The following is a 12,902-nucleotide window of genomic DNA, read 5'->3' on the forward strand; positions in this document are numbered from 1 at the left end:
CCGTTATCGCGAGCAGGCTCACTCCTACATTTGTTTGGGGCAAAGAGATAGATATGGGGCAGTCCATGATTGATTTGCCTTCTCGGCTTCTGCTGAATCTGAAGCCTTGGCGCAACGCCTCCGCTTGGCACATCGCCTTCTCCGGCGGCCTCGACTCCACCGTCCTGCTGCACCTTCTTGCTCACCTCGCAAAAAACCAATCCCTGGCGGCGCTGAGCGCCATTCATGTCCATCACGGTCTTCAGACTGTGGCTGACGCGTGGCCAGACCATTGTCGATCGCAATGTGAGGCGCTGGGCATTCCGCTACGGGTGGTTCGCGTGCAGGTCCAGCCCGGCGCAAGCCTTGAGCGTGCGGCCCGGGAGGCGCGCTATGCCGCCTTCAATCAGGTCACTCAAACCAATGAAGTGCTGCTGACCGCGCAACACCGCGATGATCAGGCGGAAACGCTGTTGTTTCGTCTGTTGCGCGGGGCCGGAGTGAGAGGACTGTCGGGAATGCCGCGTCAGCGGCCGTTGGGCGGAGGGTATCTGCTGCGGCCTTTGCTCGATGCTACCCGCGCCGAACTGGAGGCCTATGCGGCAGAGCATCAGCTGAGCTGGATCGAGGACCCTTCGAATCAGGATCGACAGTACTCGCGCAACTACCTGCGTCATCAGGTGTTCCCGGTGCTGTCCGAGCGCTGGCCACAGGCGATGGCGACCATGGCGCGCAGCGCCGGGCATCTGAGCGAAGCGCAGGGATTGCTCGATGATCTTGCGCAAATCGACTTGAACCAGGCGAGCACGCCAAGTGATTTCGATTGGCTGGGCTTGCGGTCCCTGGAACTGGCAGCGCTGGAGAAGCTTTCCGCGGCACGCCAGCGTAATGCGCTCAGCCACTGGCTTGAGGCGAGAACTCGACTACCGGACACTGACCACTGGTCGGGTTGGGAAGATTTGCGCGATGCCACCGGCGATGCGCGACCGATCTGGCGCTTGGCGGATGGCGAATTGCATCGGGCGGGTGGGCGAATCTGGTGGTTGTCCGGTGGCTGGTTGAAGCCCTTGCCCATCGCAGGAACATGGCCCGACCCCGCGCTGCCTCTGGCGTTGCCCGATAACGGCGTCCTCACGCTGACCGGGGAAATCCCCGATGGTCCCTTGCAGATCCGCTATCGTGAAGGAGGCGAGGCGATGGAATTGCCGGGCCGTGGTCATCGTGACTTGAAGCGTTTGCTCAACGAACGTGGTGTGCCGCCATTCGTGCGCGGCAGATTGCCGCTGCTGTTCAAAGGCGAGCAATTACTGGCGGTGCCGAACCTTCAGGGGCTGGATGGCGGTGCAGCGAGTGACTGGAATCTGCATTGGCAGCCACTGAACGAAGATCAAGGTTTGAGCTGAAAGGGGCTTTCCGGTAGACTACGCTCCCTTCTTGATACAACTTCTGTGGATTCGCCTGAATTGCAGGAGTTGCCGATTACCAAGCAGTCTTTGCTGGGCGATTCCAAAAAATGTGTAGCGAGCAACGTACCGGTGTTTCATCTTCCGGTCTGTCCCAACGCGGCGGTTTTTTTGAAAGGTGCACTGTGATTAATGCAGGTGATCGGGGGCTTCGGCCTTCCTTCGCTTTCCCCGGCGGCTCGGACCGCTTTAACGCAGACTTCTAGGGTTTTTCATGACGCGCTACATATTCGTCACGGGCGGTGTTGTTTCTTCATTGGGGAAAGGCATTGCATCGGCATCATTGGCGGCCATCCTGGAGGCGCGGGGACTTAAGGTCACCATGCTGAAGCTGGACCCGTACATCAACGTCGACCCGGGTACCATGAGCCCGTTCCAGCACGGTGAAGTGTTCGTCACCCACGACGGCGCCGAGACCGACCTGGACCTGGGCCACTACGAGCGGTTCATCCGCACGACCATGACCCAGAACAACAACTTCACCACCGGCCGTGTCTACGAGCACGTGCTGCGCAAAGAGCGCCGTGGTGATTACCTGGGCGCAACCATCCAGGTGATTCCGCACATCACCGACGAAATCAAGCGCCGCATCATCAAGGGTGCAGGCGATGCCGACGTGGCCATGGTCGAGATCGGTGGCACCGTGGGTGACATCGAATCCCAACCGTTCCTCGAAGCCATCCGCCAGTTGCGTTTCGAAGTCGGCGCCAAGCGCGCGATGCTGATGCACCTGACACTGGTGCCGTACATCGCCACTGCCGGCGAAACCAAAACCAAGCCAACCCAGCACTCGGTCAAGGAACTGCGTTCCATCGGCCTGCAGCCAGACGTGCTGGTCTGCCGCTCCGATCACCCGATCGATGTGTCTTCGCGTCGCAAGATCGCGCAGTTCACCAACGTTGAAGAACGTGCGGTGATCGCGTTGGAAGACGCCGACACCATCTACAAGATCCCGGGCATCCTGCACTCCCAGGGCCTGGACGATTTCGTTGTCGAGCGTTTCGGCCTGCAATGCGGCGGTGCCGATCTGTCCGAGTGGGAAGCCGTGGTCGACGCCAAGCTCAACCCTGAGCACGAAGTCACCATCGCCATGGTCGGCAAGTACATGGAGCTGCTGGACGCCTACAAGTCGCTGATCGAAGCGATGAGTCACGCCGGCATCAGCAACCGCACCAAGGTCAACCTGCGCTACATCGATTCCGAAGACATCGAGAACCAGGGCACTGCGCTGCTCGAAGGCGTCGACGCGATTCTGGTGCCGGGCGGCTTCGGTCTGCGTGGCGTGGAAGGCAAGATCACCGCCGTCCAATACGCTCGCGAAAACAAGGTTCCATACCTGGGCATCTGCCTGGGCATGCAAGTGGCCGTGATCGAGTTCGCTCGTAACGTCATGGGCTGGAAAGACGCCAACTCCACCGAGTTCGATCGTGCAAGCGGTCACCCGGTCGTGGGTCTGATCACCGAGTGGGAAGATGCCACCGGCGCCGTCGAAACCCGTACCGAAACCTCCGACCTGGGCGGCACCATGCGCCTCGGCGCACAGGATTGCCTGTTGGAGCCGGGTTCCCTGGTTCACGATTGCTACGGCAAGGACGTGATCGTCGAGCGTCACCGTCACCGCTACGAAGTGAACAACAACCTGCTGCCGCAAATCATCGAAGCCGGCCTGAAAATCTCCGGTCGTTCCGGTGATGGCGCGCTGGTTGAAGTGGTTGAAGCACCGGATCATCCATGGTTCGTCGCTTGCCAGTTCCACCCGGAGTTCACTTCGACGCCACGCGACGGTCACCCGTTGTTCAGCGGTTTCGTTAAAGCTGCTTTGGCTCAACACCAGAAGAAGGCGTAAACCTGATGGCGCAGAAGATCATCCGCGTAGGCGATATCGAGATTGCCAACGACAAGCCAATGGTGCTTTTTGGTGGCATGAACGTGCTGGAAAGCCGCGACATGGCGATGCAGGTCTGCGAAGAGTACGTAAAGGTTACCGAGAAACTGGGTATCCCTTACGTGTTCAAGGCCAGCTTCGACAAGGCCAACCGTTCCTCCGTGACCTCTTACCGTGGCCCCGGCCTGGAAGAGGGCATGCGGATTTTCCAGGACATCAAGCAAGCTTTCGGCGTGCCGATCATCACCGACGTTCACGAGCCTGAGCAGGCCGCGGTCGTCGCTGAAGTCTGCGACATTATCCAGTTGCCGGCCTTCCTGTCGCGCCAGACCGACCTCGTGGTCGCGATGGCCAAGACCGGTGCCGTGATCAACATCAAGAAAGCCCAGTTCCTCGCGCCTCAGGAAATGAAACACATCCTGAACAAGTGCGTGGAAGCGGGTAACGATCAGTTGATCCTCTGCGAACGCGGTTCGAGCTTCGGCTACAACAACCTGGTCGTCGACATGCTCGGCTTCGGCATCATGAAGCAGTTCGAATACCCGGTGTTCTTCGACGTAACCCACGCGCTGCAAATGCCTGGCGGTCGTTCCGACTCCGCGGGCGGCCGTCGTGCCCAGGTTCTCGATCTGGCGAAAGCCGGCATGAGCCAATCTCTGGCCGGCCTGTTCCTGGAAGCCCACCCGGACCCGGACAACGCCAAATGCGACGGCCCTTGTGCCTTGCGTCTGGACAAACTGGAGCCATTCCTGGCCCAGCTCAAAGCTTTGGACGAACTGGTGAAGAGTTTTCCGACGGTAGAAACCGCGTAATCCTCATTTCTCCGGTAAAGTACCGCACGATTTAACGCTCAGGCCCTCGGGCCTGAGCCTTGTCGTCTGCAAGACTGCCCGCTGCACCTCGCTTGCCGACGATTGAAGATTTCCTACAGCTGCGTCGTTTTCGTCAACTTTGGAGTGTTTACAACAATGGCTAAAATCGTCGACATCAAAGGTCGTGAAGTTCTCGACTCCCGTGGCAACCCCACCGTGGAAGCGGATGTGCTTCTCGATAACGGCATCATCGGCAGCGCTTGCGCGCCGTCCGGTGCTTCCACTGGCTCGCGTGAAGCGCTCGAGCTGCGTGATGGCGACAAGAGCCGTTACCTGGGCAAGGGCGTACTCAAAGCCGTAGGCAACATCAACGGTCCGATCCGCGACCTGTTGAAAGGTATGGACCCAAGCGACCAGAAAGCCCTCGATCTGGCGATGATCAAGCTCGACGGTACTGAAAACAAAGGCTCCCTGGGCGCCAACGCGATCCTCGCCGTTTCCCTGGCCGCGGCCAAGGCAGCAGCACAGGACCAGGACCTGCCGCTGTACGCTCACATCGCCAACCTGAACGGCACTCCGGGTGTTTACTCGATGCCGGTTCCGATGATGAACATCATCAACGGTGGCGAGCACGCCGACAACAACGTCGATATCCAGGAATTCATGGTTCAGCCGGTTGGCGCCAAGTCTTTCTCGGAAGGCCTGCGCATGGGCACCGAAATTTTCCACCACCTCAAAGCTGTGCTGAAGGCCCGTGGCCTGAGCACCGCCGTCGGTGACGAAGGTGGTTTCGCGCCGAACCTGGCGTCCAACGAAGACGCACTGAAAGTGATCTCCGAAGCCGTGGCCAACGCTGGCTACAAACTCGGCACCGACGTGACCCTGGCTCTGGACTGCGCGGCCAGCGAATTCTACGAAGACGGCAAGTACAACCTGTCCGGCGAAGGCCAGGTGTTCACCGCTGAAGGTTTCGCTGATTACCTGAAAGGCCTGACCGAGCGTTACCCGATCATCTCTATCGAAGATGGCCTGGACGAGTCCGACTGGGCTGGCTGGAAGATCCTCACCGACAAGATCGGCGAGAAAGTCCAACTGGTAGGCGACGACCTGTTCGTGACCAACACCAAGATCCTGAAAGAAGGCATCGACAAAAAGATCGCCAACTCGATCCTGATCAAGTTCAACCAGATCGGCACCCTGACCGAAACCCTGGAAGCCATCCAGATGGCCAAGGCTGCCGGTTACACCGCCGTGATCTCGCACCGCTCGGGCGAAACCGAAGATTCGACCATTGCCGACCTGGCTGTGGGCACTTCGGCCGGCCAGATCAAGACCGGTTCCCTGTGCCGTTCCGATCGCGTCTCCAAGTACAACCAACTGCTGCGTATCGAAGAGCAGTTGAACGGTAAAGCCAAGTACAACGGCCGCAGCGAATTCCGCGGTTAATTGAGTACAAGGTAAAAAAGTCAGCGGATTGTGTCGGAAAAATCGCTACAGCGACGTTTTTGCCACTAATCTGATGCCTTATCAGCACAAGCCTGGTTCTTCCAGGCTTCGTGCTATCAGTAGCTTCATGTTTTGGTATGGCTGTCTTTTTTCACTGGATACCTGATATTCGATGCGCAGTCCCAATTGGTTGTTCCTCGTCCTGCTCCTGCTGCTGGCTGGCCTGCAATACCGCCTGTGGGTGGGTAATGGCAGTCTGGCGCAAGTGGCCGAGCTGAAGCAACAGATCGCGGATCAAGAAGCTGAGAACCAAGTGTTGCTTGAGCGCAATCGGGTGATGGACGCTGAAGTCAGCGAGTTGAAAAAGGGCATGGAGACCGTTGAAGAGCGAGCTCGCCATGAGTTGGGCATGGTCAAGGACGGTGAAACCCTTTACCAGTTGGCGCAATGAGCCAGACGTTACCCGCCTTCTGGGCCGTGATTCCTGCCGCGGGCGTCGGTGCCCGTATGGCCGCGGACCGTCCCAAGCAATACTTGCAACTGGGTGGTCGCACTATTCTCGAACACAGCCTCGGCTGTTTCCTTGATCATCCTTCCCTGAAGGGGCTGGTGGTCAGTCTTGCTGTTGATGATCCTTATTGGCCGAACCTGGCCTGTGCCGGCGATGCGCGCATTACGCGGGTCGAGGGCGGCTCGGAGCGTTCCGGGTCGGTGCTCAATGCCTTGCTGCATTTGCATGCTCACGGCGCCGATGATGAGGATTGGGTGTTGGTTCACGATGCAGCACGACCGAATCTCAGTCGTGATGATCTGGACAAACTGCTGGCCGAACTGGCTGACGATCCTGTCGGCGGGCTGCTGGCGGTTCCCGCGCGGGATACCCTCAAACGCGTCGATAAACACGGTCGAGTTGTCGAGACCGTGGACCGCAGTGTGATCTGGCAGGCGTACACGCCGCAGATGTTTCGCCTTGGCGCGTTGCACCGGGCGTTGGCCGACAGCCTGGTCGCTGACGCTGTTATTACCGACGAGGCGTCGGCCATGGAGTGGTCTGGTTTATCGCCGCGCCTGATCGAAGGGCGAGCGGATAATCTCAAGGTAACCCGGCCTGAAGATCTGGAGTGGTTGAGACAGCGTTGGGCTAACCGTCGCTAAAAGATCGCAGCCTGCGGCGGCTCCTACAGGGGGATCCGCAAATGAATGTCATACCCCAATCCCGTAGGAGCTGCCGAAGGCTGCGATCTTTTGATCTTAAATCCTGTACTCCGGCCGTTCGGCCAATCCTTCCTTCAAGTAATCCACTAGCTTTCGCACCTTCGGCGACAGATGCCGTTGCTGCGGATACAGCGCCCAAACCGCTGTGTTCGGCGGTTGATGCGCTTCCAGTAGCGAAATCAAGGCACCGCTTTTCAGATGTTCGAGCACGTAATAGTCCGGCAACTGACACAACCCGACTCCCTGTAACGCGGCGTCCAATACGGCTTGCCCACTGTTGCAGCGCCAGTTTCCCTGCACGCGTTGCGAAAACTCCCGCCCGTTCTGTTCCAGTTGCCATAGATCCGAGCTGCCGATGAGGCAATTGTGACGGCTCAGTTCCGACAAACTGTGTGGCCGACCATACCGTTCAACGTAGGAAGGTGACGCACAGAGAAACATGCGTCGCGGAGCGAGGCGGGTCGCGACTAACCGTGAGTCTTGCAGACGCCCGAGGCGGATCGCCAGATCGAGGCCTTCGTGCACCAGGTCGAGTTGGCGGTTGCTCAGCTCAATGTCTATCCGCAGTTGTGGATAGAGCCCCATGAAACGCGTCACTAGCGGCACGATGAAGCGTTCGCCGTAAGCCACTGCGCAAGTCATGCGCAACATGCCTTTGGGTTCACTGGTCAAATCGCCCACCGCTCGTAGTGCTTCTTCGCGCCCATCCTGCAAGCGTTGGCAATGTTGCAGAAACGTTTGCCCAGCCTCGGTCAGCGTGACCCGGCGGGTGCTGCGATAGAGCAAACGGGTTTGCAATCGCTCTTCAAGGCGTACGATTTGTCGACTGACATGGGAAGAAGAAACCCCAAGACGTTCCGCGGCAGCAGTGAATTGGCTGCATTCGGCGACAGCGACGAATTCGTCGATCCCTTCCCAGCGATTTTCAGACATCGATGATTATCCCTGTGCAGCAATAATATTTTGCATTTGCCCAGATTATTCATCGTAAGGCCATGTATTACACTCCCTGTCTCGTTTTTATTCACTGGAGCATCACCATGATCAAGTCACGCGCCGCCGTTGCCTTCGAGGCCAAGAAACCTCTGGAGATCGTTGAAGTCGATGTCGCCATGCCCAAGGCCGGTGAAGTGTTGCTGCGCGTGGTGGCTTCCGGTGTCTGCCATACCGATGCCTACACACTGTCGGGCGCTGACCCGGAAGGCATCTTCCCGTCGATCCTCGGTCATGAAGGTGGGGCAATCGTTGAAGCGATCGGCGAGGGCGTAACTTCCGTCGCCGTCGGCGATCATGTCATTCCGCTGTACACCCCGGAATGCCGTCAGTGCAAATTCTGTCTGTCGGGCAAAACCAACCTCTGCCAAGCCATTCGTGCGACCCAGGGCAAAGGCCTGATGCCTGACGGTACTTCGCGCTTTTCCTACAAGGGGCAGCCGATTTTCCACTACATGGGGACGTCCACATTCTCCGAGTACACCGTGCTGCCGGAAATCTCCGTCGCCAAGATCGCTAAAGAAGCGCCACTGGAAAAAGTCTGCCTGCTGGGTTGCGGTGTCACCACCGGGATCGGCGCAGTGCTCAACACTGCCAAGGTGAAACCAGGTGATACCGTGGCCATTTTCGGCCTTGGCGGCATCGGTCTGTCGGCGGTCATCGGCGCGGTCAAAGCCAAGGCTGCCCGTATCATCGCGATCGACATCAACCCGGCGAAATTCGAGATCGCCAAACAGCTGGGTGCAACCGATTGTGTGAACCCGAAAGACTTCGATCGTCCGATCCAGGAAGTCATCGTCGACATGACCGATGGCGGCGTCGATTTCTCGTTCGAGTGCATTGGCAACGTGCAATTGATGCGCGCCGCCCTTGAGTGCTGCCACAAGGGTTGGGGCGAATCGGTCATCATCGGTGTCGCCGGTGCCGGCCAGGAAATCTCTACTCGTCCATTCCAGTTGGTCACCGGTCGCGTCTGGCGCGGTTCGGCGTTTGGTGGTGTTCGTGGCCGTACCGAGTTGCCAAGCTATGTGGAAATGGCCGAAACCGGCGAAATCCCGTTGGACACTTTCATCACCCACACCATGGGCCTGGAAGACATCAACAAGGCATTCGACCTGATGCATGAAGGAAAAAGCATCCGCTCTGTCATCCATTTCTGAGAAGCAGCTGCAAGCCACAAGCTTCAAGCGGCAAGCAGACCGTATTGGCCTGGCGCTTGAGGTTTTGGTTTTCAGTAAGGAGTTTGCAATGAGCCTGGAAAACATCTCCTGCCAGAAAAGTTTTGGCGGCTGGCACAAACGTTATCGCCATCGTTCGGAAGTACTCGGCTGCGACATGGTGTTTGCCGTGTACCTGCCACCGCAAGCGGAGCAGGGCGGCAAGCTGCCGGTGTTGTATTGGCTGTCCGGCCTGACCTGCACCGACGAGAACTTCATGCAGAAGGCCGGCGCCATGCGCATGGCCGCCGAGCTGGGGCTGATCATCGTCGCACCGGACACCAGTCCGCGTGGCGCCGATGTGCCGGGTGATCCGGACGGTGCCTGGGACTTCGGTCTCGGTGCCGGCTTCTATTTGAATGCCACGCAAGAACCCTGGTCGCGGCACTATCGGATGCATGACTACGTCGTGCAGGAATTACCGGCACTGGTCGAAGCCCATTTCCCGGCGTCGGACAAGCGCGGCATCAGCGGTCACTCCATGGGTGGTCACGGTGCGCTGGTCTGTGCGTTGCGCAATCCGGGGCGTTATCTGTCGGTGTCGGCGTTCTCGCCAATCAACAATCCGATGGATTGCCCGTGGGGACAGAAGGCGTTCTCTCGGTACCTGGGCGAAGACCGTTCGAAATGGCGCGAGTGGGACGCCTGTGCGTTGATTGCCGAGGCGGACGAAAAACTGCCGCTGCTGGTTGATCAAGGCGACCGGGACGACTTCCTCTCCACCCAGCTCAAGCCTGAAGCTTTGCAACAGGCGACCAAACTGGCCGGTCATCCGCTGACGTTGCGCCTGCAACCCGGCTACGACCACAGCTATTTCTTCATTGCCAGTTTCATCGAAGATCACTTGCAACATCACGCGCATGCTCTAGGCACTCAATAGCAGGTAGAATCACGCCCTGACAAAAATCGGGGCGTTTTTTTATGCGTATTGGCCACGGCTATGATGTGCACCGTTTCGCTGAAGGCGATTTCATTACTCTGGGCGGCGTGCGGATCGCACACAGCTTCGGGCTGCTCGCTCATTCCGACGGTGACGTCCTGCTGCACGCCTTGAGCGATGCCTTGCTCGGCGCTGCTGCGCTGGGTGACATCGGCAAGCATTTCCCGGATACCGACCCGCAATTCAAAGGCGCCGACAGCCGTGCGCTGTTGCGTCATGTCGTCGCACTGATCCACGCCAAAGGCTGGAAGGTCGGCAACGTCGATAACACCATCGTTGCCCAGGCGCCGAAAATGGCACCGCATATCGAATCGATGCGTGCGCTGATTGCCGCGGATCTTCAAGTTGAGTTGGATCAAGTGAACGTAAAAGCTACCACCACCGAAAAGCTTGGCTTTGTCGGTCGCGAAGAAGGCATTGCCGTGCATTCCGTTGCCTTGTTGCTGCGCGCATGAACGAACTGCAACTACTCGGCCCGCGTGCCTATGGCGAAGCCCTCGGCACAGCGGTACTGAAGGCGATCGCGGAAGATTTCCAGGTCGATGAAGTCCTTGATATTCCCCTGAGCGGCGACGGCGAACACCTGTGGATCTGGGTGGAGAAGCGCGGCCTGAATACTGAAGAGGCGGCACGGCGGATCGCTAAAGCTGCTGGCGTGCCGCTGCGCACCGTCAGCTATGCCGGGCTCAAGGACCGTCAGGCGCTGACGCGCCAGTGGTTCAGCGTGCAACTGCCGGGCAAGGCCGACCCGGATTTGTCCGCGGCAGAAAACGACACGCTGAAAATCCTCAAGACCAGCCGACACAAGCGCAAGTTGCAACGCGGTGCGCACTCGGCCAACGGTTTCACTTTGCGCCTGACTCAGTTCGCCGGTTACAAGGCTGCCATCGAAGAGCGCCTGCAACTGATCGTCAAACACGGCATCCCCAACTATTTCGGCGCCCAGCGCTTCGGGCATGACGGCGGTAACGTGGTCGACGCCCGTGCCTGGGCTGCGCGCAAGGCCTTGCCGGAGCAGCGTAACGTGCGTTCGCGTCTGCTCTCGACCGCCCGCAGTTTTCTGTTCAATCAGGTGTTGGCCGCGCGTGTCGCCGACGGCACCTGGCAGCGCGCCCAGGTCGGTGACCTGCTGGCGTTCACTGATAGCCGCAGCTTCTTTCCGGCCGGAGAGGCCGAGTGCAGCGACCCGCGTCTGGCGATTCTCGATCTGCATCCGACCGGCCCGCAGTGGGGCGAAGGTGACTCGCCGGCCACGGGCGCTGTCCATGAACTGGAGCAGGCGATTGCCGCGCGCGAAGCAGACCTTCGCGATTGGTTGATCAACGCCGGTATGAGCCACGAACGTCGCATCCTGCGGCTGCCCATTGGTGGGTTGACGTGGCATTATCCCGAGCCTGACATTCTGCAACTGGAATTCGTCCTTCCGGCCGGATGCTTCGCCACCGTATTGGTGCGCGAGCTCGTTGATCTGGTGCCGGTGGGGCAGACGGACAGCCCATGCGTATTCTGATTTCTAACGACGATGGGGTAACCGCACCCGGTCTCGCCGCGCTTTATGCTGCGCTGGCGGATTACACCGAATGCGTGGTTATCGCCCCGGACCAGGACAAAAGCGGCGCCAGCAGTTCGCTGACGCTCGACCGTCCGTTGCACCCGCAGACGCTGGGCAACGGCTTTATCAGCGTCAACGGCACTCCCACCGATTGCGTGCACCTGGGCCTTAACGGCTTGCTGGAGCGCGAAGCGGACATGGTGGTTTCCGGGATCAACCTGGGCGCCAACCTGGGGGACGATGTGCTGTATTCCGGCACGGTGGCGGCAGCTTTAGAAGGGCGTTTCCTCGAGCGTCCTGCGTTCGCCTTTTCGTTGGTCTCACGACAAGTCGAGAACCTTCCTACAGCGGCGTACTTTGCGCGGAAACTGGTCGAGGCCCATGCTGATCTCGACTTGCCACCGCGCACGGTACTGAACGTGAACATTCCCAACTTGCCGCTGGAACACATCCGCGGCATTCAGTTGACTCGCCTCGGGCATCGCGCGCGCGCCGCAGCGCCGATCAAAGTGGTCGACCCGCGGGGCAAGGCAGGCTACTGGATCGCCGCAGCAGGGGACGCCGAAGACGGCGGGCCAGGCACCGATTTCCATGCGGTCATGCAGGGCTATGTTTCGATCACTCCATTGCAACTGGATCGCACCTTCAACGATGCCTTCAGAAGTCTTGATGGCTGGCTGGAGGGGCTGCGCTGATGACTCGTGGACAAGACGATATGCTGCATCGCGGCATCGGCATGACCTCGCAGCGGACCCGCGAGCGGTTGATTCAGCGTCTGTACGAGGAAGGAGTCTCCAACGCCAAGGTGCTGGAAGTCATCCGTCGTACACCGCGCCACCTGTTCGTCGACGAGGCACTGGCGCACCGGGCCTACGAGGATACCGCGCTGCCGATTGGCCATAACCAGACCATCTCCCAGCCTTATATGGTCGCTCGCATGAGCGAGTTGCTGCTGGAAGCCGGTCCGCTGGACAAGGTCATGGAAATCGGCACGGGTTCGGGTTATCAGACGGCGGTGTTGTCGCAACTGGTCGAGCGGGTGTTTTCCGTGGAGCGCATCAAGGTGCTGCAAGACCGGGCCAAGGAACGCCTGATCGAGTTGAACCTGCGCAACGTGGTTTTCCGCTGGGGCGATGGCTGGGAAGGGTGGCCGGCGTTGGCACCGTACAACGGCATCATCGTGACTGCTGTGGCCACCGATGTGCCTCAGGCCTTGCTCGATCAATTGGCGCCCGGGGGGCGTCTGGTGATCCCGGTCGGCTCCGGTGAGGTGCAACAATTGCTGCTGATCATTCGAGAAGAACAGGGTTTTTCCAGACGGGTTCTGGGGAACGTTCGCTTCGTTCCATTGCTCAACGGGCCACTGGCCTGAGCATTTATTTCAGCGTGCTGAATTCTCT

General features: G+C 59.2%; 13 protein-coding genes. 12 read left to right on the top strand and 1 reads right to left on the bottom strand.

Annotation, left to right across the window (positions count from 1 at the left end; all coding sequences use genetic code 11):
- The first annotated feature begins 53 nt into the window (after nt 1-53).
- The 6 genes from tilS to ispD all read left to right on the top strand — a co-directional run bounded on the left by tilS (nt 54) and on the right by ispD (nt 6,740).
- The gene (gene tilS, locus V6Z53_RS08300; protein ID WP_338585044.1) at nt 54-1,382 is read left to right on the top strand and encodes a tRNA lysidine(34) synthetase TilS; all 1,329 of its coding nucleotides are present in this window, start codon (nt 54-56) and stop codon (nt 1,380-1,382) included.
- Nucleotides 1,383-1,656: 274 nt separating this feature from the next.
- Nucleotides 1,657-3,288, top strand: coding sequence for a CTP synthase (locus V6Z53_RS08305; protein ID WP_338585045.1), 1,632 nt, complete (start codon nt 1,657-1,659; stop codon nt 3,286-3,288).
- Nucleotides 3,289-3,293: 5 nt separating this feature from the next.
- The gene (gene kdsA / locus V6Z53_RS08310) at nt 3,294-4,139 is read left to right on the top strand and encodes a 3-deoxy-8-phosphooctulonate synthase (protein ID WP_084322286.1); all 846 of its coding nucleotides are present in this window, start codon (nt 3,294-3,296) and stop codon (nt 4,137-4,139) included.
- 156 nt (nt 4,140-4,295) lie between these two features.
- The gene (gene eno, locus V6Z53_RS08315; protein WP_338585046.1) at nt 4,296-5,585 is read left to right on the top strand and encodes a phosphopyruvate hydratase; all 1,290 of its coding nucleotides are present in this window, start codon (nt 4,296-4,298) and stop codon (nt 5,583-5,585) included.
- 172 nt (nt 5,586-5,757) lie between these two features.
- Nucleotides 5,758-6,036, top strand: coding sequence for a cell division protein FtsB (gene ftsB, locus V6Z53_RS08320; protein ID WP_338585047.1), 279 nt, complete (start codon nt 5,758-5,760; stop codon nt 6,034-6,036).
- Nucleotides 6,033-6,740, top strand: a complete 708-nt coding sequence (gene ispD / locus V6Z53_RS08325) for a 2-C-methyl-D-erythritol 4-phosphate cytidylyltransferase (protein WP_338585048.1) — start codon at nt 6,033-6,035, stop codon at nt 6,738-6,740. Before ftsB ends, ispD begins: the two co-directional genes overlap by 4 nt.
- 96 nt (nt 6,741-6,836) lie before the next feature.
- Here the strand turns inward: ispD and V6Z53_RS08330 are convergent, their stop codons facing one another.
- Nucleotides 6,837-7,733, bottom strand: coding sequence for a LysR substrate-binding domain-containing protein (locus V6Z53_RS08330; RefSeq protein ID WP_338585049.1), 897 nt, complete (start codon nt 7,731-7,733; stop codon nt 6,837-6,839).
- 107 nt (nt 7,734-7,840) lie between these two features.
- On the opposite strand from V6Z53_RS08330, the gene V6Z53_RS08335 reads away from it, so the two are divergent.
- The 6 genes from V6Z53_RS08335 (at nt 7,841) to V6Z53_RS08360 (ending at nt 12,874) form a co-directional block, all read left to right on the top strand.
- Nucleotides 7,841-8,953: an S-(hydroxymethyl)glutathione dehydrogenase/class III alcohol dehydrogenase gene (locus V6Z53_RS08335; protein WP_008054058.1), complete on the top strand. Its 1,113-nt coding sequence runs from the start codon at nt 7,841-7,843 to the stop codon at nt 8,951-8,953.
- 88 nt (nt 8,954-9,041) lie between these two features.
- Entirely contained in the window at nt 9,042-9,890 is an 849-nt protein-coding gene (gene fghA, locus V6Z53_RS08340) for an S-formylglutathione hydrolase (protein ID WP_338585050.1), read from the top strand.
- A gap of 41 nt (nt 9,891-9,931) precedes the next feature.
- Nucleotides 9,932-10,405, top strand: a complete 474-nt coding sequence (ispF, locus tag V6Z53_RS08345; RefSeq protein ID WP_034149878.1) for a 2-C-methyl-D-erythritol 2,4-cyclodiphosphate synthase — start codon at nt 9,932-9,934, stop codon at nt 10,403-10,405.
- The gene (truD, locus tag V6Z53_RS08350; RefSeq protein WP_338585051.1) at nt 10,402-11,460 is read left to right on the top strand and encodes a tRNA pseudouridine(13) synthase TruD; all 1,059 of its coding nucleotides are present in this window, start codon (nt 10,402-10,404) and stop codon (nt 11,458-11,460) included. The genes ispF and truD overlap by 4 nt, the downstream gene beginning before the upstream one ends.
- Nucleotides 11,448-12,197 (top strand): 5'/3'-nucleotidase SurE, encoded by a 750-nt coding sequence (gene surE / locus V6Z53_RS08355; protein ID WP_338585052.1) that lies wholly within the window; start codon nt 11,448-11,450, stop codon nt 12,195-12,197. Before truD ends, surE begins: the two co-directional genes overlap by 13 nt.
- Nucleotides 12,198-12,238: 41 nt before the next feature.
- On the top strand, nt 12,239-12,874 hold the full coding sequence (locus V6Z53_RS08360; RefSeq protein WP_338586465.1) for a protein-L-isoaspartate(D-aspartate) O-methyltransferase: 636 nt from the start codon (nt 12,239-12,241) through the stop codon (nt 12,872-12,874).
- Nucleotides 12,875-12,902 lie beyond the last annotated feature (28 nt).

This window comes from Pseudomonas sp. MAG733B, assembly GCF_036884845.1.
Classification (GTDB): domain Bacteria; phylum Pseudomonadota; class Gammaproteobacteria; order Pseudomonadales; family Pseudomonadaceae; genus Aquipseudomonas.

Excerpts from the sequence above, each read along its gene's own strand:
- tilS (WP_338585044.1), top strand. The coding sequence starts at position 54 with ATGGGGCAGTCCATGATTGATTTGCCTTCTCGGCTTCTGCTGAATCTG.
- V6Z53_RS08305 (WP_338585045.1), top strand. The coding sequence starts at position 1,657 with ATGACGCGCTACATATTCGTCACGGGCGGTGTTGTTTCTTCATTGGGG.
- kdsA (WP_084322286.1), top strand. The coding sequence starts at position 3,294 with ATGGCGCAGAAGATCATCCGCGTAGGCGATATCGAGATTGCCAACGAC.
- eno (WP_338585046.1), top strand. The coding sequence starts at position 4,296 with ATGGCTAAAATCGTCGACATCAAAGGTCGTGAAGTTCTCGACTCCCGT.
- ftsB (WP_338585047.1), top strand. The coding sequence starts at position 5,758 with ATGCGCAGTCCCAATTGGTTGTTCCTCGTCCTGCTCCTGCTGCTGGCT.
- ispD (WP_338585048.1), top strand. The coding sequence starts at position 6,033 with ATGAGCCAGACGTTACCCGCCTTCTGGGCCGTGATTCCTGCCGCGGGC.
- V6Z53_RS08330 (WP_338585049.1), bottom strand. The coding sequence starts at position 7,733 with ATGTCTGAAAATCGCTGGGAAGGGATCGACGAATTCGTCGCTGTCGCC.
- V6Z53_RS08335 (WP_008054058.1), top strand. The coding sequence starts at position 7,841 with ATGATCAAGTCACGCGCCGCCGTTGCCTTCGAGGCCAAGAAACCTCTG.
- fghA (WP_338585050.1), top strand. The coding sequence starts at position 9,042 with ATGAGCCTGGAAAACATCTCCTGCCAGAAAAGTTTTGGCGGCTGGCAC.
- ispF (WP_034149878.1), top strand. The coding sequence starts at position 9,932 with ATGCGTATTGGCCACGGCTATGATGTGCACCGTTTCGCTGAAGGCGAT.
- truD (WP_338585051.1), top strand. The coding sequence starts at position 10,402 with ATGAACGAACTGCAACTACTCGGCCCGCGTGCCTATGGCGAAGCCCTC.
- surE (WP_338585052.1), top strand. The coding sequence starts at position 11,448 with ATGCGTATTCTGATTTCTAACGACGATGGGGTAACCGCACCCGGTCTC.
- V6Z53_RS08360 (WP_338586465.1), top strand. The coding sequence starts at position 12,239 with ATGACCTCGCAGCGGACCCGCGAGCGGTTGATTCAGCGTCTGTACGAG.